Genomic DNA, 19,381 nt, shown 5'->3' on the forward strand with positions numbered 1-19,381 from the left:
CCTGGGGCGCAATGCTTGCGGGGTGGGCATGGGCGTCGAAGCGCCCATGCTTCGTGATCTGACTCGCCGCAGTTGTTTGAACGGAGCGCCGCAGGCGCGCAGTGAGTTCTGCGGCGCACCCCGCAAGCGTTGCGACACAGGTTGCCCCGCAGCGCAGCGAAGGGGTCGCAGACAGCAGGGCGCGTTTCTTTGGTTCCTTTCTTGCCGCGCAGCAAGAAAGGAACTCGCCCGCCGGGGCGAGTCCCGGCTAGCCACATCAAAAAAGAGAGCTGCCCACGCTCGCCAGATAAGCGCTACAGGTCAATTTCCTTATGAAACCCGCCTGTCCCCCAACCACAGCAAAGCCCCCCAACTCCCCACAGCCATTCCCCCCAGCCACCCCAGATAAGGCCCCACAACCGCCACCGGCGCCCCTACCTGGTTAAGCCGCAAAGAAGCCTGAATCCCCGCCGTACTGGGCGAAAGCCAGCGCACCCACTGCAGCGGTTCGGGCAGCGCCTCCACCGGCCAGGTGAAGCCCCCCAGAAAAGCCAGCGGAATCGACGTGAACAGCACCACCTGCAGCGCCCGCTCCCGGTCCGCCAGCCACCAGCCCAGCAGGCACGCACACCCCGCCACCGCCGGCACGAAGACCGCCAGCAGCGCCAGCGCCCCCGCCGGATTGCCCCCGTGCGGATAGTCCTGCCAGAGAAAGATCCACCCGAAATAGAACACCCCCGCGAGCCACCCCGGCACGCACAGCGCCAGCAGCCGCGCCAGCCACACGCGGGCGCCCGCATGGGCCAACCCCTGCTCGCGCAGCGTGCCCGTGAACAGCGCGCCGCCCATGAGCAGCGTCTGCTGCAGGATCAGCACCGCCACGGCTGCGACGACGAAGGCGCCGTAGCCCTCGGTGGGATTGAACAGCGCCACCGCCTGTGCATTCACGGGCGAGCGGCTGGCCGCGGCCTGCAGCGCGCTCTGGCCGCCGGCCTGCAGGCGCCGCAGCTCCACGCCGGCGGACACAGTGCCGAACGCCTCGGCAAAGCCGTACTGCACCTGTTTGCTCGCCAGCGGATAGGCGCCGTTGGCGTAGACCGGCACCACCACGCCGGCACCGCGCACCACGTCGCGCTTGAGGCCGCGCGGGATCAGCGCGTAGCCCATGACCTCGCCGCGCAGCAGGGCCTGCTGCGCGATGCCCTCGTCGCCGGTGACGATCTGCGGGTCGATGCGCGGGCTGGCCTGGGCGAAGCGCAGCATCTGCCGCGCCAGGCCCGAGGCGTCCTGCACCACCACGGCCACCGGCACGCGCTGCACCACCTCGTTGCCGTAGAACCAGGGGTAGAAGAAACCGTAGAGCACGGGCGCGCCGAACACCAGCAGCGCCACGCCCTTGTCGCGCAGCAGGGCGCGCAGGCTGTCGGTCCACAAGGCGAGGAAGCCCATGCTCAGCGGCCCCCCAGGCCTCGGGCCTGCGCAGCCCGCGCGACAGGCCGGCCGCGGCCAGCGCCAGCAGCACCAGCGCGGCCAGCAGCAGGCCGCACACCACGGGCAGCGACTGCGCCACGGGCGCGCCCATCTGCCACTGCTCGATCTGCAGCCGCGCGTAGTGCGTGTAGGGCATGGACAGCGCCCAGGCGCGGGCCCCGCCGCCCATCGCCAGCAGCGGAAAGCCCACGCCGCTGAACGCGAACGCGGGCGCCGACAGCAGCCCCGCGCCCGACAGCGCCGTGCGCAGCGACAGCGTGATGCCCGCCAGCGCGGCGCCCGCCGCGAGGCTCACGGCCACCAGCGCCGCCAGTCCCACGGCGATCCAGCCCATGCTGCCCGCCACGGCCCAGCCACGCAGTTGCGACAGGTACAGCAGGCATGCGAGCGCGCTGGCCCACAGCAGTGCGGCAGGCACCAGTAGCTTGCCCAGCAGGGCCGCGAGCACCTGGGGCAGGCGCGCCTGCGTACCCAGCCAGTCGCCGAGCGTGCGGTCGCGCAGCTCGCGCCCCACCGACCAGGCACCGGCCGTCATGGCCAGGATGTGCACCAGCGCCGGCACCAGCGCGGCGGCCAGGAACTGCTCGTAGTTGGTGGAGACGTTGAACAGCGCCACGAGTTGCGTCCTGACCGGCTCGATGCGCGTGCGCAGCGCCTGCGCGGGCTCGCCGCGCCTGGCGCGCGCCTGCATCTCGATGCCGGCCGACAACGTGCCCACCACCTGCCGCACGTCGCGCTGCAGCAGGCTGGAATGGGTGGCGAGCTGCGCGTTGTGCAGCAGTGTGACGGCACCGCCCGCGCCACGCTTCACGTCGCGCTCCAGGTGGGGCGGGATGTGCACCACGCCGTACACGTCCATGCGCTGCAGCACGTCGGTGGCCTCCAGGCGGTTCAGCACGTGCTGGCGCACCTCCAGGCCGGGCGTGGCCTGCAGCATGCGCACCAGCTGGCGCGAGAGGGCCGAGGGGTCTTCGTTCCACACGGCGATGGGCAGGCGGTAGGGCTGGCCCGCAGCGAAGATCCAGCACAGCAGCGCCATGGCCAGCAGCGGCACCCAGCTCACCATGGCCCAGTCCCACGGGCGGGCGCGCAGCAGCCGCCATTCGCGCCGCAGGCTGGCGAATAGCATCACTCCACCACCACGCTCATGCCGGGGCGCGCGCCTTCGATGGGCGTGGCGGGCCGCGCGCGCACCTCGAACGTGCGCGCGTCGAACCCCTGGCTGCCGCGCGTGGTGCGCCAGGTGGCGAAGTCGGGCAGCACGCCGAGGTAGTAGACGCTGAACTCCGCCGTGCGGTCCAGCGCGGGCAGGCGGCCGGTGAATTGGGTGCCCACAGCAAAGCGCTGGAGCTGGTCCTCGCGCACGTTCAGCACCACCCACTGATCCTGCAGGTCGACCACGGTGACCACGGCCACGCCCTGGGGCGATAGCTCGCCCGCCTTGGCGAGCACGTTGGCCACCTCGCCACCCACGGGGCTGCGCAGCTGGGTTTCGGCGCGCGCGGCCTCGACCTCGGCGATCACGCCGTCCACCTGGCGCACCTGGGCGGCGGCTGCCGCCTTGTCCTCGGTGCGCGCGCCGCTCGCGGCCATCTCGTACTGAGCGCGCGCCGCCTCGGCCTGCGCGGCGGAGGCGCGCCAATTGGTGTGCGCTTCGTCGCGCTTCTGCGCGGCGACGAGGCCCTGGGTGAACAGGCTCTGCACGCGGTCGTAGGAGGTTTTGGCCAGGTCCGCCGCTGCCTGCGCGCGCTGCCAGTTGAGGCGGGCCATGCGCACCTCCTCGGGCCGCGCGCCGTTGCCCGCCTTGTCGGCCACGGCCTGGGCCGCCGCACGCGCGGCCTCGGCCTGGGCCAGCTTGGCCTGCACCTCGGGGCTGTCCATCTCGATGAGCAGGTCGCCGGGCTGGATCTGCTGCCCCTCCTTGACCAGCACCTTGGCGATGCGCGCCGTGACCTTGGGCGCGATGTCGGACTCGCGCGCCTCCATCTGGCCCTGGAAATAGGGCTGGGGCGGCTGCGACGCGCGCCAGAAGCCCCAGGCCACGAAGGCCAGCACGGCCAGACCGGCGATCAGCAGCGCCCAGGGAAAGCGGGAGGGTCGAGGAGCGGGGGGTGCAGGGGATGTGGTGGTCATGGTGCGTCGGATGCGATCTGGATGTCGGCCTGGGCGCGGTAGCGGTCGAACTCGTCGCTCTGGCCCGTGCTCTCCAGCAGCGCGGCCAGGGCCTGCACGTACTGGTGGGCGGTCTGCGCGCGCTCGGTCTGCACTTTCGTCAGGTTGAGTTCGGCGTCGATCAGCTCCAGCGCGGTGCCGGTGCCTTCGCGCAGGCTGGCCGTGCGCAGGCGCAGCAGCTCGCGCGCCAGGTTCTCCTGCGCCTGCTGTGCGAAGTACTGCGTGCGGGCCTGGTCCACGACCAGCCAGTTCTTTTCGACCAGCAGGGCGATGTCGGACAGGGCCTGCTCGCGCGTCAGCTCGGCCTGCTCGATCTTGCGCTGCGAGGACGCGGCCAGCGCGTCGCGGTCGATGCTGTCCCACAGCGTCCAGCGCACGGCCACGCCGGCCACCCAGTTGGGCTTGCCGCCGGTGTTGACCTCGCGCATGCCGAAGCCCAGCACCTGCGGGCGGCGCAGCGCCTCCTGAGCCTCGTGCAGTGCGCCAGCCTGGCGGCGCTTGGCCTGCACCTTGTCCAGGCCCGGGTGGTGCCGGTGGGCCGCGTCGATGAAGCCCTGCAGTGGCGGTAGCGGCTGGCTGGCGACGAACAGCGGGCTGGTGGGCTGCACGCGCGCGGCGGCCTTGAGCGTGCGCGCGAGCGCCGTGGCCGCCAGGTCCGCATCGCCCCGCGCCCTGCGCGCCTGCTGCTCGGCGTCGGCCAGCGCGGCCTGGGCCTGCAGGCGTTCGAGCTGCGAGATCACGCCCGTGCGCAGCATGCGCTGCGCGGCGGCGTCGTGCTCGCGCACGCCCGCCAGCGCGCGTTCGCGCAGCCGCGCCGCACGCTCGGCCAGCTGCGCCCCGAAATAGCGCTGCACCAGCAGCGACTGCAGGCCGTGCGCGCTCGCCGCGGCATCGGCCACGGCCTCGTCGGCCATGGCGTCCAGCTCGCCGCGCACCGCGTCGCCCAGGCCGCCGATGTACAGCGGCCACAGCAGCGACACGCTGGCCGATGCGCGGTTGGCCTTGCGCTGCAGGTCGATGCTGGAGGGCAGCTGGGGCAGTTGCGGGGCGGCGGCGCCCAGCTCCGGCGGCAGGTGGCCCAGCACCCCGTCGAGCGCATGGCGGGCCGGGTCCAGGCTGATGTCGGCGCTCGCCGAATAGCGGTAGCCCATGCCGGTCACCGCGACGGACGGGCCGCCCAGCCCCTGCATGCCCTCGCGGCGCAGGCGCGCGCTCTCCACCGCCTTGGCGGAAGCCGCGAGCTGGTCGGAGCCCGACAGCAGGAGCTGCTGCGCCTGCGCGAAGCTGAGCGGGCTGCCGCCCTCGGCCAGCGCGGGCGCCGCGCCGGCGGCCAGCGCGAGCGCCAGCAGCCACGATGCGTTCGGATTCACTTCGTCACACCCCAAAGAAAGAGATACGCCTGGGCATTGTGCCCAAGCCGGATGTCAGGCTCCCTTGTCGAAGGCCGCGCCCTGCTCCAGCAGCCAGTCGCAGAAGGTCTTGACCACCGGATCGTGCTGGCGCTCGGCGCGCGTGATGACGAAGTAGCCGGGCGTGTTCAGCACCATGTCGCCAAAGGGCGCGACGAGCTGGCCGGAAGCGAGGTCGGGCGCGACCAGCGGCGAATAGCCCATCGCCACGCCGATGCCGTCGATGGCCGCCTGCAGGCAGAAGTACAGGTGCTCCAGCTCCAGCGACTGCGCGGGCACCACGCGGCTGTGGTGGGCGATGGCGAGCCAGTCGTCCCACGCGGTACGCCGCGCGGGGCAGTGCAGGATGGTGTGGCGCGCCAGGTCGGCGATGCGCGCGAGCGGCACGCGCTCCAGCAGCGCGGGCGAGCACACGGGGAACGCCGTCTCCGACAGCACGCGCACCTTGTGCAGGCCCGTGACCTCGTGCGGCTCGCGGCGGATGACCACGTCGATGTTGGCGGGCAGGCGGCTCATGGGCTCCAGCCCGGTGGAGATCTGCACCTCGATGTGCGGGTGCAACGCGCGGAACTGCGCCAGGCGCGGGAACAGCCAGCGCATGGTGAACGTGGGCAGCGCGTTCACGCGCAGCACCTCGTGCACGCTGATGCGCCGCGACGCCGAGGCGATGGCCGCGAGCGCCGGGCTGATCGAGTCGAGGTAGAGGCGCCCCTGGTCGGTCAGCGCCACCGACTTGCCCCGGCGCAGGAACAGCGGCACGCCCAGCCAGCCCTCCAGCGCCTTGATCTGGTGGCTCACGGCGCCGTGCGTCACGGCCAGCTCATCGGCCGCCCTGGAAAAACTCAGCAGCCGCCCGGCGGCCTCGAAGGCGCGGATGGAGCCGAGCGGCGGCAGGCGGTGCAGGGCCATGATGTGAATTTTATTGACAAGACCGGGCAGTTTATATCGTTTGATTGTCTTGCCCACCCCTGATGGAATGTGAGCCTGATTCAATCAAGGAGACAACAACGCCATGCTTTCAGGCAAACGCATCCTGGACCTGAGCTGGGTGCTCGGCGGCCCCTTCGCGGGCCAGCTCCTCGCGCAGCTCGGCGCCGAGGTCATCAAGGTGGAGGCGCTGGACGGCGACCTCGCACGCCGCGTGCCGCCCGTCTCGGACACGCAGGACTCGCCCTTCTTCCTGTCCGTCAACCGGGGCAAGCGCAGCATCGCGCTGGATCTGAAGTCGCCCGGCGGCCGGCAGGCGCTGTACGACCTGGTGCGCACGGCCGACGCGGTGATCTACGGCTTCGCGCCCTCGGTGCCCAAGCGGCTGGGGCTGGATTTCGACACTTTGAGCGCGGTGAACCCGCGCATCGTCGTGGCGCAGATCATCGGCCTGCACGACGAGGGCGAGTGGGCCGACGCGCCCGCGTTCGACCTGATGCTGCAGGCCCTCTCCGGCGTGATGAGCATCACCGGCGAGGAGGGCGGCAAGCCCGTGCGCGTGGGCTACCAGGTGGCCGACCTTGCGGGCGGGCTGTACCTGGCGCTGGCGACGGTGGCGGCGCTGGTCAAGGCGCTGACCACGGGGCGCGGCGAGCAGGTGCAGATCTCGCTCTACGACGCACAGATCGCCATGCTCACCTGGCAGGCCCAGGGCCGGCTCTGCGGCGGCCCGGTGCCGCGCGCCACGGGTGCGCGCCACGCGATGATCGCGCCCAGCGACACCTACCTGGCGGCCGACGGCAAGTGGATCGCCCTCGCGCCCACGGGCGAGGCGTTCTGGCGCAAGCTCTGCGAAACGCTGGGCCGCCCGGCGCTGGCCGACGACGCGCGCTTTCGCGACGGCGCCGCGCGCATCGCCCACATCGACGAGCTCACCGCCGAGCTGGGCGCGCTGGTCGCCACGCGTCCCTCGGCCGAATGGCTGGCGCTGTTCGCCGCCGCGCGCGTCCCCGCCTCGCTGGTGAACAGCGTGGACGAAGCACTGCGCCACCCCCTCACCCAGGCGCGCCGCATGGTCGAGCCCGTGCCCCGCCCGGATACGGGCGAGACGGTGGAGATGCTGGGCAACCCCTTCAAGTACGGCGGCACGCCGGTGCTCCATTACCCGCCCGCCTTCGCCGCCGACACCGCCGACGTGCTGCAGCGCGTGGCGGGCTATTCGCCCGAACGGATCGCCGCGCTGGCCGGGCAAGGCGCCATCGCGCTGCCCGCACAGGAGGCCACGGCATGAACCCCGACACGCATCCCCCCGAAGCTGCGCCCCTTCTGGCCGCGCTGCGCGCCTTCGCACAGGCTGAGGTCGCACCCATTGCGGCCACACCGCAGTGGGCCGGCCGGGCCATCCGCGCGGCCTGCGCGCGGGGCCTGGCGGGCATCGAGATCCCGAAGGCCCTGGGCGGCCACGGCCTGCCCTACCCCGTGCGCGCGGCGGCAGCCGAGGCGCTGGCGCGCGTGGATTTCGCGTTCGCCTTCGCCTTCATCAATCACCACAACGCCATCCTGCGCATCGCCGAGAGCGGCAGCGCCGAGGCGCGCGAGCGCTACGTGCCCGCCATGCTGCGCGGCGATCTGATCGGCTGCACCGCCATGTCGGAAGACGGCGCGGGCAGCGACTTCACCGCCATCGGCATGGCCGCGCGCCGCGTGGAAGGCGGCTGGCGGCTCACGGGCGGCAAGCAGTGGATCGGCAACGCCGTGGGGGCCGAGGTGGCGCTGGTCTTCGCGCAGACCGACGCGCAGCTCGGGCCCGCGGGCATCGCCTGCTTCATCGTGCGGCTGGACACGCCCGAGTGCCGCCGCGTGGCGGATCAGCCTTTGGATGGCCTCACGCTCGCCGGCATCGGCGGCTTCGAACTCACGGACAGCTTCGTGCCCGACAGCGACGTGCTCTACCCGCCCGGCCAGGGCTTCAAGCAGGCGATGGCGGGCGTGAACAAGGCGCGCGTGCACATCGCCGCCATGGCCTGCGGCCTGCTGCACAGCGCGCTGGCGCAGGCCACGGCCTATAGCGCGTCGCGCATGGTGGCGGGCCAGCCGGTGTTCAACCAGCAGGGGCTGCGCTGGTCGCTGGTGGATGTGTCGGTCACGCACGACGTGCTGCAACTGCTCACCCAGCGCGCCGCAGCGCTCATCGAGGCACAGGGCGACGCGGCCGTGGAAGCCGCCGCTACCGCCAAGCTCTACGCGGGCAACGAGTGCCTGGCCGCCATAGCGCAGTGCGTGCAGGCGCTGGGCGCGCGCGGCATGGCCGAGGGCCAGGGCCTCACGCGCCGGCTGCTCGCGGCCAAGGCGCTGTGCCTGGCCGACGGCTCCAACGAGGTCATGCGTGAGCGCCTGGGCGCCTCGCTGGTGCGCCGCTATGCGCGCGACTGGCGCGACGGCCCTACCGCGTTCCCCGCCACTTCTCCCACCAACGCAAGCGCCATGTTCCCTGCCCTGTATCTAACCCGCGCCGAAGGCGGCGCCACCCACGCCGAGCTGCGCCAGCTCGCCATCGGCGACCTGCCCGAAGGCGAAGTGCTGGTACGCGTGAGCCACTCCACGCTCAACTACAAGGACGCGCTCGCCATCACCGGCCAATCGCCCGTGGTGCGCAGCTTCCCCATGGTGCCCGGCATCGACTTCGCGGGCACGGTGGAGCGCAGCGGCGATGCGCGCTTCGCGCCCGGCGACGCGGTGGTGCTCAACGGCTGGGGCACGGGCGAGACGCGCTGGGGGGCCTGGCCGGCTACGCCACCACGCGCGCCGACTGGCTGGTGCCGCTGCCCGCGGGCATGACGGTGCAGCAGGCCATGTCCATCGGCACGGCGGGCTACACCGCCATGCTCTGCGTGATGGCGCTGGAGCGCCACGGCGTGCAGCCCGATGCGGGGCCGGTGCTGGTCACGGGCGCCAACGGCGGCGTGGGCAGCATCGCCATCGCGCTGCTTTCGCGGCTGGGCTACACGGTGACGGCCTCCACCGGCCGGCCCGAGGAGGCGCAGCACCTGCGCGCGCTGGGCGCGAGCGGCATCGTGGACCGCGCCGCGCTCTCCGGCCCCGGCAAACCGCTGCAGAAGGAGAACTGGGCCGCCGCCATCGACGCCGTGGGCAGCCACACGCTGGCCAACGTGCTCGCCAGCACGCGCTACGGCGGCGTGGTGGCCGCCTGCGGGCTGGCCCAGGGCATGGACCTGCCCGCCACCGTGGCGCCCTTCATCCTGCGCGGCGTGACGCTGGCGGGGGTGGACAGCGTCTACGCCCCTTTGGCGCGCCGCCGCGCCGCGTGGCAGCGCCTGGCCGCCGAGCTGCCGCCCGAGGTGATCGAACGCAACACCCGCGTGGTCGGCCTGGCCGACGCGCTGGCCCTCGCGCCCGACCTGCTCGCGGGCCGCGTGCGCGGGCGCGTGGTGGTGGACGTGAACCGCTGACCACCGCGCAGAAACCATAGCTGCCTGCGCTTACCACACAAGGGTTTCCACATGGGAACCCCAGAAAACCCTTTGCCAACAAGCGCGACCAGCTCACTTTTTCATAACACCAGGAGACGACAACCATGCAACGAAAGACCTTCACCCGCTCGCTGCTCGCCTGCGCCATCGCCGGCATCGCCCTCGGCGCCCAGGCGCAGGGCTATCCCACCAAGCCCGTGCGGCTCATCGTGCCCTTCCCGCCCGGCGGCTCGGTGGACTACGTGGCGCGCACCATCTCGCAGAAGTTCTCGGAGTACATGGGCCAGAACGTCATCGTGGACAACAAGGGCGGCGCCTCGGGCACCATCGGCACCTACGAGGCCGCGCGCGCCGCGCCCGACGGCTACACGCTGCTGCTGGTGTTCGACTCGCACGCGGTCAACGCCAGCCTCTACGACATCAAGTACGACACCTTCAAGTCCTTCGACTACGTGAGCCTGATCGGCACCATGCCGATGGCGCTGGTCACCTCCAAGAAATCGGGCCTCACCTCGCTGCAGGCCGTGATCGACGCCGCCAAGGCCGAGCCCGGCAAGATCAACTACGGCTCCTCCGGTGTGGGCGGCTCCAACCACCTGCAGCCCGTGGCCTTCGCGCGGCAGGCGGGCGTCAAGCTCACGCACGTGCCCTACCGCGGCGGCGGCCCGATGATCACCGCGATGCTCGGCGGCGAGGTGGACATGATCATCGGCAGCCTGCCCACCGTGATCCAGTACGCCAAGACCGGCCAGGCCAACGTGGTCGCCATCGGCAGCCCCGAGCGACTGCCCCAGCTGCCCGACGTGCCCACCATCGGCTCGGCTGTGCCGGGCTACGTGGCCCAGTCCTGGATCGGCATGATGGTGCCCAAGGGCGTGCCCGCGCCCGTCTTCGACCACGTGCAGACCGCGCTGCGCAAGACCCTGGCCGACCCGGCCGTTAAGACCAAGATGGAGGGCGACGGCTTCCAGATCGTCAACAGCAGCCCGGCCGAGTTCGAGGACCGCGTGCGCCGCGAATCCACACGCTGGGCCGAGATCATCAAGGCCGAGAACATCAAGGTGGACTGACCGCCTGCGCTCCCTTCCCACGGCCCGGCAACGGGCCGTTTTCCTTGGGGCTTGAAATTTCGATTAGCACAATCGATTATGAATAGTAAAATTCCCCCATTCCCCCCAAGGAGACAGCCATGCACACCGACCTGCCCCCGCCCGCCGCCATCCAGCAACTGCACCACTACGCCTACAAAGCCCGCGACGCCGAGGAAACGCGCCACTTCTACGAGGACATCCTGGGCCTGCCGCTCTACCACATCATCCAGAGCGACTACGTGCCCAGCACGGGCGAGTACTGCCCCTACACGCACTTCTTCTTCCGCCTGCAGGACGGCTCGTTCATCGCCTTCTTCGACCTGGGCGACGACGTGAAGCCCGAGCCCTCGCCCAACACGCCGCTGTGGGTGAACCACATCGCCTTCCGCGTGAACACGGTGCAGGAGCTGGAGAACACCAAGAAGCGCCTGGAAGCCCATGGCGTCGAGGTGCTGGGAGTGACCGACCACCACATCTTCAAGAGCATCTATTTCTTCGACCCCAACGGCATCCGGCTGGAACTGTCGGCGCAACTGGCCGACGCGGCGCAGATGGCCAAGGACAGCACCGTGGCCCACGCCCGCCTGGCCGAATGGACGGCGCGCAAGGAACAGTGGCGCCGCGAGCGCGCCGAGGGCAAGCAGGCCGCGCCACTCAAGCCGCAGCAGAACGACCGGCCGGAGTTCGTGAAAGAAAACTGAAACCTATTGGGGCCGCAGATAGACGAAGCGCAGCCCCGCCATCTGCTGCACGTACGCGGGCTGGAAATCCAGCGTCGCATAGCGCGGATGGCGGATCGCCACGCGGCTCGCATCCTCCAGCAACCGCACCGCCTGCCGGTCGCTGTGCGTCCAGGTCCAGGCCACGCGTTGGCTGCCAGGCATTGCCACCGGCACGCCCAGGAAGGGCGAGTTCAACAGGCGCCCCGCGCCGCGCAGGCCGATGTGTCGCAACAGGCGCCAAAGCGCCGCCAAGGATGGCCGACCCGCGCCCTGCACTACCCCTTCGGCCGCCAGCGCGCCGCCAGGCTCTTCGAAACGGAACGACCAGCACCCATCGTCCTGCCGCACACGGCTCTCCGCCGCGCAGGCATTCAGTCCCAGGTGCTCCGCGTTGTAGCGCGCCACCTGCGGCATGTCGTTCCACAGCGCCACGCAGGCCATGCGCACCTCGGGCTGCGCGAGCAGCGCACGGTGGATGGCGAATGGGTGGGCTTCCACCGGAGGCAGCGGCCGGGCGCTGGCGAACAGCGACAGCTGCAGCTCGCGGTGCGGCCCCAGGCTGGCATCGGTGAAATCGCCCACCCACAGCGCCATCAGCGCGCGGCCCTGCGTGTCCCGCAGCGGCGCCCAGCCCTCGCCCAGCAAGGCCGCGGCGGCGCCCGCGCAGGCCGTGCCACCCAGCATCAGCAGCGTGCCGTCGTACACGTGGTAGGGCGTGGGCAACATGCGCCCATCCACGGCGACACTGCCGTCGATGGGAAAGCGCTGGAACAGCGCGTGCTGGCTGCGACCCGTCACGTCACACCAACGAAGCGCGCGGGATCTGCTGCGTGATGCAGTGCATGCCCCCGCCGCCGGCCAGCACCGCATCCACGCCGATCTGCACCACACGCCGGCCCGGATACTGCGCCTGGATGATCTTGGCGAATGCCGCGTCCTTCTCGATCAGTCCCGCGTCACGGCCCGGCCGGTAGAAGCGCGGCACCAGCACCACGCCGTCGGCCACCACGTAGTTCATGTAGCTCGCGGGCAGCAGGTAGTTCACCGGCTCCTGGTTGGCGAAACGCTCCGCGCCCTTCAGGCGGTGCGTGGGGTGCTGGTTCATGTCTTCGATCATCCACCACGCCTCGTCGTCGGGCGTGAGCTGGATGACGATGGGGCCGGGCTCCGGCACGCGCACCAGGCGCAAGGGCCGCCCGTCCTGGTCCGTCGCCGCGCTCAGGATCGCATACGCCTCTTGCAGTACGTCGTGGGCGATCTGTGTCACCGTGTCGCCTGCCACCACGGCGGCGGCCAGTTCGGCATCCGTCACCTCGGGCAGCAGCAGCGTGCGCTCGTCCACCCAGGCCACCATCTCGTCGATGTGCGTCACGCCCACGTTGTAGGCCCATTCGCCGCCGGGCATTTCGTAGGGCGTCTGCATCACCGTGTGCGCGTCGGTGGGCATGTTGCGCTTCAGGAAGATCACCTTGGTCACGCCGAACACGCGCTTCAACTCCGCTTCGATCTGCGCCGCCGTCCAGCCTTGGTTGCGGCCCAGCAGGCCCACGCCCTCGGTGCCGTCGCCCAGCACGGCGATCACCGTGCCCCGGCCGTTGAAGTGCAGGTTGCCGCCTTCGCACACCAGGGGCGAGCGCAGGCTTTCGGCGCCGAACGCCTGCGCCACGCGCACGGCCAGGTCGTTGTCGTGGTTGTAGGCGTCGTTCGTGTAGGGGCCGCTGAAGGCGTTGTAGCCATAGCCGTCGAAGTCGAAATCCACCACGCGCAGGTGGCCGCACCCGTCGGTCAGGAAGACGCCGCCGTAGTCGCGTATCCACAGTTCGGCGTGGTCCACCACCTTGAACTCCACGCGCTCGGCGATGTCCTCGGCTGCCATGCTCTGCGCCATCAGCGCCTGGCGCATGCGCTCGCGGTCCGCGTCGCCGTTGACGAGGTAGACCACCGGCGTGGTCTGCGCCAGCGCGGCGATCATCGTGGCCTGCACCTCCAGCGTGGACCAGCCGTGCTTGTAGTCGAAGTCCATGCTGGCCAGCATCACGGCCCGCTGCGGCTCGGTCTCGGCGGGCATGCGCCAGACGGGGGCGCCTTCGCCGGGGCCATCGCTGCCACCACCACAGGCCGCCAATGCGGCGGACGCCGCGGCGCCCAGCAGCAGGCTGCGGCGTCGCAAAACGGGAAATCGGGACATGGGAGTCTCCTTCAAAAAATAAAGATAAAAAAAGCCTCCAACACCCACCAGGCAAGCGCTGGAAGCTATCAAAGCAGGAGTGGCGATGCCCCTGCGTTCCCAAAAACCCGCTCACCGACGGGCAGCGGGCTTCACCATGACCAGTTCGCCCCCGCGGAAGCGCCCGCACCCGCGCGCCGCGCGGCCGAGAACTTCACGTTGATCACCGCCGACTTGCCCAGCACCGGCGCACGCGCGAACATGCCCAGCGCCATCGCCTGCGAGCCCTTGTAGGCGCCCACCGCCAGGGCCACCTGCCTGTCGCCGCCTGTGGGGTTGAACAGCAGGCTGGACGCGGCCATCGCCATCGCGCCCACGCCTTCCACCTTCTTGTCCAGGCGGTCGATGCGCCCGCCCAGCTCCTGGCGCAGGCCGTCCACCTGCTGGTCGGTATAGGCATTGGCCTGGTCGCGGGCGCCGTCCGCCGCGCCCTGCACGTAGTCGGTGGTCGCCGCATTGATGCTGGTGATGCGCTGGTCGGTGTAGTGCTGGGCGCTGGCCAGCGTGGTCGCATCGCCTGCGTCCGCAATGGCCTGCGCCTGGGCGGCGTCGATGCCGCTGCCGCCATTGCCGCCGCCGTTGCCAGGCACCCCTTGAGGGCCCTGCGGTCCTTGCGGTCCGGGAGGCCCCGGAGGGCCGGGCGGCCCCTGCACGCCACCACCGCCGCCGCCGCCATTGCCCAGCGCCGTCAGACGCTCGTCCACCGCATCGAAGGCCGCGCCCACGTTGGTGTAGGCCGCACCCTGGATGGTGTAAGTGGGCGCCGTCAGCGTGCCGCCCGTGTAGCCGGCGCCGCCGCCCAGGGCCAGGCTCAGAGCATGCACCTGGCTCAGGTTCACGGCGTCGCTCATCTGCGTGGCGGCGCCCAGATGGACGATCTGCCGCTCCTGGCCCGCGGCGCCCACCGACACGGTGGCGGCCCGGTCATTGCGCGCCCCGCTGCCGATGGCCACGCTGTCCTGCGCCGTGGCCCGGCTGTCGTAGCCGATGGCGGTGCTGCGCGCGGCCGTGGCCTGGTTGTTGGTGCCCAGCGCGGTGGCGTTGGCGCTGCCAGCGGTGTTGCCGATGCCGAAGGCGGCGGCGCTTTGCGCGGTGGCGCGGTTGCTGTCGCCCACGGCCGTGGCCTGCTGGGCCGTCGCGTGGTTGTTGGTGCCGGCGGCCAGGCTGCGCACGGCGCTGGCCTCGTTGCTGCGGCCCAGGGCCGTGGCGTTGGTGGCGCTGGCGGTGTTGCTGCGGCCCACGGCGGTGCTGGCGTCACCGCTGGCAACGTTGGTCCAGCCCAGGGCGGTGCCGTGGGCGCCTTCGGCCCGGTTGTCGGTGCCCACGGCGGTGCTGGCCTCGCCGTCCGAGTGGTTGCCCCGGCCCAGCGCGGTGCTGTAGTCGCCGTTGGCCACGCTGCGGTTGCCGACGGCGGTGCTGGCGATGCCGTGGGCCTCGTTCAAGGTGCCCAGGGCCATGCCCTGCACGCCATTGGCAACATTGCGGTTGCCCGCCGCGAACCCGTACTCGCCCTGCACCTCGTTATCCAGGCCCACGGCCACGCTGCCGCGCTCGCCCGAATAGTTGCCCCGCCCGGCGCCCAGCGTGCCGTTGTGGCAGGTGGTGTTGGCGGTGCCCACCTGGACGCCCTGGTGGGTGGAAACCACGGGTACCGGCACGCCGTTGATGATGCAAGGCGCGTCCTGCGCCCAGACTGCGGCCGGCGACGCCGCCAGCGCGGCCGCGGCCCAGGCGATGCGTTGGTGTTTGAACATGGAAATGTGTCCCTCGTCCTGATGATGAAGAGGGCGATTTTTCGCAAGCGGCCCCTCGGCGTCTTGGCGCCAAGCGACGCAGGCTTTGCAAAAAACGACGCGCTGCGCATGAGGCACCGGCCTGGGCACCAGACGCGAAAAAGCCCGCAGTTCAAGTGGCGGGCTTGGCGTTTCGTTGGCGCTTCTGGCTGGTGCAAGCGCACGGCACCGGCCTCATGCCATCCACCACCCCGCCACGCACGCCGCCACCGCCCCCAGCGGCCCCCACACGAACGCGCCCGCCATGGCGGCCTCCACGGCGCGGTCGTGCGTGCTGGACGACAGCAGCACGGTGAGGCAATACCCCGCCACCGCCGCGATGAGATAGCCGCCGATGGCGCGCAGCGCCGCGACCACGGGCGGTTTCATGCGCGCGATGGCCGCCGCCGCCACCCCGCCGCGCCCACCAGCACCGACAGCAGCGCCAGCCCCGCATGCCCCAGCGTGGGGATGGGCGCCGCGCCGCTTGGCGGGTTGCCACCATGGCCCCCTTGGCCCGCCCCGCCGCCACGGTGAGGGTGAAGCCGCGCGGCGCGCTGGCGCCGTCCTTGTCGGTGGCCGTGGCAGTGAAGGCGTGGCTGCCCACGGCGGCGGGCGTGCCGGTCAGCACGCCGGTGGCTGGGTCGAACGACAGCCACGCGGGCAACGCGCCCTGCAGCGCGTAGGACTGGATGGGGTCGCCCTCCGTCAGCACCACGTGCGCGGCCAGATCGAGGGTGTAGGGCTGGCCCACGGTGGCAGTGAGCTGGGCGTTGGGAATGGCGCCGATGGCGGGCGGCGTGCCGGGCGCGGCGCCGCCCGCCACGGTGCGGCAGGCCGAGAACTCCGACGTGCCGGCCAGGCCCGACCCGCCGTGGCGCGTGGCCGTCAGCGTGAGCACGGTGCCCGCCGGCACCGGGGGCGCGGCGGCGCTGTCGTTCAGGCTGCCGACGGCGTTGGTGCTGGCGGTGAAGCGCGCCAGCGGCGTCTGGCCCTCGCCCCAGCCCGAGGGGTCGCAGGCCGCGTTGGCGAACAGCTCGAACTCGTACACGGTGTTGGCCTCGCCCTCGGCCAGCGCGAAGGTCACGCCCGTGCCCGCGCCGTCGCCCGTGGCACCCAGGAGCGTGGGCGTGGGGATGCCGTCGTTCACGCGCGCGGGCGCGGGGTCGGAGGGGATGGCGCCCTCGCTGGCGGCGGTGTCGATCAGTTCGATGCCCAGCCGCCCATTGCCGTGGATGCGGTTGCCCTGGATGCCATGGTGGCGCAGCGGCAGGCTGCCCGCGTGGGTGCGCTGCACGCGCACGCCCGCACCGCCCCAGTGGGCGATGTGGTTGCCCTCGGCCGCGCTGCCGCCGATGCGCGTGGCCTGTGGCGCGCGGGGGGCGCCGTCCAGGCTGGCGTCGCTCACCAGCACGCCGTGCTGGCCGATGGCGCTGGCGGGGGTGATGGCGCTGGTGCCGTCCGCGCCCACGCCGATGCGGTTGCCGGTGATGGCGTTGCCCTCGCCGTCGCCCAGGATCCACACGCCCATGTGCTCCGCGCCGATCACGTTGCCGGCGATGGTGTTGGCGCCGCTGCGCACCATCTGCACCCCGGCCCAGGTGGCCACGCGGCTGTTGCCGCCGCGCGTGGTGCCGATGTAGTTGCCGCGCACCGTGTGGTTGCCCGCCTGGCCCGCCGAACTGATCTGCACCGCGTAGCCGTTGCGGTGGCCCACGATCAGGTTGCGGTCGGCCGGCAGCGCGCCGCCGATGGTGTTGTGCGACGCGCCGCCGCCCAGGTAGATGCCCGCCGTCTGGTTGGCCAGGTCGCCCGCGCCGTCGTCGCCGCTGCCCGTGCCGTCGGTGCCGATGAAGTTGCCCGCGATGACCATGTTGCCCGCGCCGTTCAGCCACACGCCGCCGTAGCCGAAGCCATGCACCGCCACCCCGCGCAGCACCGATCCGCTGGCGCCGGGCTCGAAGCGCAGCCCCGCCGCGTTGCTGCCCGCGCCGCGCCCGTCGATCTGGATGAGCACCCGCGCATCGTTGCCCACGGCCAGCGTGTTGGGGCTGGCGCCGGGCTGGGTGTAGCCGTCGATGATGACGGGCCGCTGCACCGGGGGCAGCGGCAGCGCGGGCTCGATAAGGGGCACGATGGGCGGCGCCAGGTTGAACGCGATGGTGTGCGGCCCGCCCGGCGCATAGAGGACGGTTTGCAGCGCCGCGCGCAGCGAGCAGCCGCCGCCCAGCGCCGGGGCGATGGCGCACACGCCGTCGCCCGGATCCGCATCGGCATGGTCGGTGTTGTTGGTCACGGTGAACGTGGCGGCCCAGGCGGGCGCCGGCAGCAGGCAGGCAATGGCGGCGATGCGCAAGCGGTGCGTCATGGTTTGTGAAGGTTTCATGTATAAAAAATGGCCACAGCGCCCGCCCAGCAAGCGCAAGCAGCTATGGTTTCCAGAGCATTGACCCGCGGCGCCGCGGGCCAGCGCCTTCGGCCTGGTCTGCGTGCGGATCCGTGTGCGGGTCTTCGTGCGCCTCCCGCCGCGCCAGCGCCCGCCCGTGCAGCCCCACGGCGGCCATGCCCGCGCCCAGGGCCGCCAGCATCCCGAACAAGCCCCAGAGGTTGATGCCATCGGCGGCGGCTTCCTCGCTGGCTTGCGCGGCAGGCAGGCGCGGCGTCGGCGCGGCCTGGGCGGCGCAGGCAGCCAGAACCAGGATGGCGGCGGCAATCTGTCTTCTTTCCATGGTCAAAATGGCCTTTCCCGTTGGTGCAGCAAGCGCGGGAAGCTATGAATTCAGGAGTTGCGCCGCCGCATGCGCAGGCCCAGCCCGCCAACGAGGGCGCCCAGCAGCGCCAGCGCCGCGTGGCCCAGCGTGGGCACGGCGACCGGGCCGCCGCCGCCGTTGCCGCCGCCCAGCGGGGTGTTGGCGATGTTCGCCACGCTGGGGGGCGTGCCCGTGGCGTCGCAGCCGGGGCTCACCGTGCCCTGGGTGCGGTACACCGGCAGGCCCGCTGCGTTGCGCAGCGTGATGGTCACGGTGAACGGCGTGGCCGGCGGCAGCGGGAAGGCGTGGGTCTGCGTGCCCGTGTCGTTGCCGTCGCCCAGCGCCCAGGAATAGGCGCCATCGGGCACGGGCTGGTCGGTCACCAGGTCCATGTAGCGGGCGCTGCCGATGTCCACCGTGGTGTGCTGGCTCCAGAGGCCGGTGGTGGTGCCCGTGGTCACCACGCCCAGCTCGAACTGGCCGTTGGCGCAACCGGCGGCGTCCACGTCGCCGTTGAGCTGCAGGGTCTGCGCCTGCGCGGCGCCGGCGGCCAGGGCCAGCAGGGCGGCGCTGAAGAGGTGGGAGGTTTTCATGGTCGAAGCGTCCTTTTTTGTGGATGGATGGATTCGTTGCGGTGCCGCCCGCCACGCAGCCCCGCGCCGCCGACCAGCGCGCCCAGCAGCGCCAGCGCGGCGTGGCCCAGCGTGGGCACGGGGGCCACGCCGCCGCCCGCGCCTGCGGGCCCGGCGGCGTCCAGGCAGTTGCCGGTGAAGGGGGCTGGCTCGCTCCATGCCTGGGTGTTCATGGGCACGCCGCCGGTGGAATCGCCAAAGGCGAATTCATTGCCCTGGCCGCCATCGACGTAGAACACGCGGTTGCTGTCGTTGGCGTACCAACTGCTCAAGGGCGCGCCAGGCGGCAGGCCGCGTGTGCGCAGGGCGGCACCAGGCATGCCGTAGCCCGATTCGAGGTGGGTGAACACCTCCATCAGGTCGGCGCTGCCGTTGGTTTCCACCGCCCCGCCAGAGCCCGCCGGCGGCGCGGCGCGCAGGTCGTGGGCGACGACCACGTTGGCGGCATCGTTCACGCGCCAGATGGCGCAGGTGAGGTCTCTCGGCTCCCAGGTTTCGTTGTCGGCATCGCTGCCGCCGTTGTCCATCACCAGCGTGAGGGTGTAGCGCTGGCCGTTGTGCACACCCGGAATGTCGGAATCGGCGATGGTGCCCTGGTAGGTGATGGCGAACGGCGCGGCCTGCGCGGCGCCCATTGCCAGGGCCAGGACGGCGGCGGCGATGTGTTTGGTTTTCATGGTCGAAATGGCCTTCTCCGTTGATGCAGCAAGCGCAAGCA

At 71.6% G+C, this 19,381-nt stretch carries 14 protein-coding genes and 4 pseudogenes; 5 read left to right on the forward strand and 13 right to left on the reverse strand.

The features are described from left to right. Positions 1-309: 309 nt before the first annotated feature. From AAG689_RS15060 to gcvA, 5 genes and pseudogenes are all read right to left on the reverse strand, one after another. Positions 310-1,428, reverse strand: a complete 1,119-nt coding sequence (locus tag AAG689_RS15060) for an ABC transporter permease (RefSeq protein WP_406622711.1) — start codon at positions 1,426-1,428, stop codon at positions 310-312. Between the two features lie 10 nt (positions 1,429-1,438). Then, positions 1,439-2,599 (reverse strand): annotated as a pseudogene (locus tag AAG689_RS15065) (ABC transporter permease); the annotation flags it as partial. After that, positions 2,599-3,603: an HlyD family secretion protein gene (locus AAG689_RS15070; protein WP_406622712.1), complete on the reverse strand. Its 1,005-nt coding sequence runs from the start codon at positions 3,601-3,603 to the stop codon at positions 2,599-2,601. The pseudogene AAG689_RS15065 and the gene AAG689_RS15070, both read right to left, overlap by 1 nt. Then, on the reverse strand, positions 3,600-5,012 hold the full coding sequence (locus AAG689_RS15075) for a TolC family protein (RefSeq protein WP_406622713.1): 1,413 nt from the start codon (positions 5,010-5,012) through the stop codon (positions 3,600-3,602). Before AAG689_RS15075 ends, AAG689_RS15070 begins: the two co-directional genes overlap by 4 nt. A 54-nt stretch (positions 5,013-5,066) precedes the next feature. Continuing rightward, positions 5,067-5,960 (reverse strand): transcriptional regulator GcvA, encoded by an 894-nt coding sequence (gene gcvA, locus AAG689_RS15080; RefSeq protein ID WP_406622714.1) that lies wholly within the window; start codon positions 5,958-5,960, stop codon positions 5,067-5,069. A 103-nt stretch (positions 5,961-6,063) separates the two neighbouring features. On the opposite strand from gcvA, the gene AAG689_RS15085 reads away from it, so the two are divergent. The 5 genes and pseudogenes from AAG689_RS15085 to AAG689_RS15105 all read left to right on the forward strand — a co-directional run bounded on the left by AAG689_RS15085 (position 6,064) and on the right by AAG689_RS15105 (position 11,261). After that, positions 6,064-7,269: a CaiB/BaiF CoA transferase family protein gene (locus AAG689_RS15085; RefSeq protein WP_406622715.1), complete on the forward strand. Its 1,206-nt coding sequence runs from the start codon at positions 6,064-6,066 to the stop codon at positions 7,267-7,269. Continuing rightward, positions 7,266-8,327: pseudogene (locus tag AAG689_RS15090) on the forward strand (acyl-CoA dehydrogenase family protein); the annotation flags it as partial. The gene AAG689_RS15085 and the pseudogene AAG689_RS15090, both read left to right, overlap by 4 nt. Positions 8,328-8,462: 135 nt before the next feature. Then, positions 8,463-9,448 (forward strand): annotated as a pseudogene (locus AAG689_RS15095) (MDR family oxidoreductase). Between the two features lie 125 nt (positions 9,449-9,573). After that, the gene (locus AAG689_RS15100) at positions 9,574-10,539 is read left to right on the forward strand and encodes a Bug family tripartite tricarboxylate transporter substrate binding protein (protein WP_406622716.1); all 966 of its coding nucleotides are present in this window, start codon (positions 9,574-9,576) and stop codon (positions 10,537-10,539) included. Between the two features lie 119 nt (positions 10,540-10,658). Continuing rightward, entirely contained in the window at positions 10,659-11,261 is a 603-nt protein-coding gene (locus tag AAG689_RS15105) for a VOC family protein (protein ID WP_406622717.1), read from the forward strand. Positions 11,262-11,264: 3 nt separating this feature from the next. Here the strand turns inward: AAG689_RS15105 and AAG689_RS15110 are convergent, their stop codons facing one another. From AAG689_RS15110 to AAG689_RS15145, 8 genes and pseudogenes are all read right to left on the reverse strand, one after another. Continuing rightward, entirely contained in the window at positions 11,265-12,080 is an 816-nt protein-coding gene (locus AAG689_RS15110) for a hypothetical protein (protein ID WP_406622718.1), read from the reverse strand. A gap of 1 nt (position 12,081) precedes the next feature. Continuing rightward, a complete protein-coding gene (locus AAG689_RS15115) occupies positions 12,082-13,470 on the reverse strand; it encodes an agmatine/peptidylarginine deiminase (protein WP_406622719.1) in 1,389 nt (462 codons plus the stop codon). Between the two features lie 131 nt (positions 13,471-13,601). Then, positions 13,602-15,263 carry a YadA-like family protein gene (locus tag AAG689_RS15120; RefSeq protein WP_406622720.1) on the reverse strand — a complete coding sequence of 554 codons (1,662 nt, stop codon included), beginning with the start codon at positions 15,261-15,263 and terminating at the stop codon, positions 13,602-13,604. Positions 15,264-15,667: 404 nt separating this feature from the next. Then, positions 15,668-15,754: an IPTL-CTERM sorting domain-containing protein gene (locus AAG689_RS15125; RefSeq protein WP_406626346.1), complete on the reverse strand. Its 87-nt coding sequence runs from the start codon at positions 15,752-15,754 to the stop codon at positions 15,668-15,670. A 65-nt stretch (positions 15,755-15,819) separates the two neighbouring features. Next, positions 15,820-17,667, reverse strand: a pseudogene (locus AAG689_RS15130) (putative Ig domain-containing protein); the annotation flags it as partial. Between the two features lie 43 nt (positions 17,668-17,710). Continuing rightward, a complete protein-coding gene (locus tag AAG689_RS15135) occupies positions 17,711-18,010 on the reverse strand; it encodes a hypothetical protein (protein WP_406622721.1) in 300 nt (99 codons plus the stop codon). Positions 18,011-18,060: 50 nt separating this feature from the next. Then, positions 18,061-18,624 (reverse strand): IPTL-CTERM sorting domain-containing protein, encoded by a 564-nt coding sequence (locus tag AAG689_RS15140; protein WP_406622722.1) that lies wholly within the window; start codon positions 18,622-18,624, stop codon positions 18,061-18,063. Then, positions 18,621-19,340 carry an IPTL-CTERM sorting domain-containing protein gene (locus AAG689_RS15145; protein WP_406622723.1) on the reverse strand — a complete coding sequence of 240 codons (720 nt, stop codon included), beginning with the start codon at positions 19,338-19,340 and terminating at the stop codon, positions 18,621-18,623. The genes AAG689_RS15140 and AAG689_RS15145 overlap by 4 nt, the downstream gene beginning before the upstream one ends. Positions 19,341-19,381: the final 41 nt, after the last annotated feature.

It is taken from the genome of Acidovorax sp. SDU_ACID1 (assembly GCF_045291395.1).
Lineage (GTDB): Bacteria > Pseudomonadota > Gammaproteobacteria > Burkholderiales > Burkholderiaceae_C > MR-S7.

Excerpts from the sequence above, each read along its gene's own strand:
- AAG689_RS15140 (WP_406622722.1), bottom strand. The coding sequence starts at position 18,624 with ATGAAAACCTCCCACCTCTTCAGCGCCGCCCTGCTGGCCCTGGCCGCC.
- AAG689_RS15120 (WP_406622720.1), bottom strand. The coding sequence starts at position 15,263 with ATGTTCAAACACCAACGCATCGCCTGGGCCGCGGCCGCGCTGGCGGCG.
- AAG689_RS15115 (WP_406622719.1), bottom strand. The coding sequence starts at position 13,470 with ATGTCCCGATTTCCCGTTTTGCGACGCCGCAGCCTGCTGCTGGGCGCC.
- AAG689_RS15135 (WP_406622721.1), bottom strand. The coding sequence starts at position 18,010 with ATGGAAAGAAGACAGATTGCCGCCGCCATCCTGGTTCTGGCTGCCTGC.
- AAG689_RS15145 (WP_406622723.1), bottom strand. The coding sequence starts at position 19,340 with ATGAAAACCAAACACATCGCCGCCGCCGTCCTGGCCCTGGCAATGGGC.
- AAG689_RS15085 (WP_406622715.1), top strand. The coding sequence starts at position 6,064 with ATGCTTTCAGGCAAACGCATCCTGGACCTGAGCTGGGTGCTCGGCGGC.
- AAG689_RS15070 (WP_406622712.1), bottom strand. The coding sequence starts at position 3,603 with ATGACCACCACATCCCCTGCACCCCCCGCTCCTCGACCCTCCCGCTTT.
- gcvA (WP_406622714.1), bottom strand. The coding sequence starts at position 5,960 with ATGGCCCTGCACCGCCTGCCGCCGCTCGGCTCCATCCGCGCCTTCGAG.
- AAG689_RS15105 (WP_406622717.1), top strand. The coding sequence starts at position 10,659 with ATGCACACCGACCTGCCCCCGCCCGCCGCCATCCAGCAACTGCACCAC.
- AAG689_RS15060 (WP_406622711.1), bottom strand. The coding sequence starts at position 1,428 with ATGGGCTTCCTCGCCTTGTGGACCGACAGCCTGCGCGCCCTGCTGCGC.
- AAG689_RS15100 (WP_406622716.1), top strand. The coding sequence starts at position 9,574 with ATGCAACGAAAGACCTTCACCCGCTCGCTGCTCGCCTGCGCCATCGCC.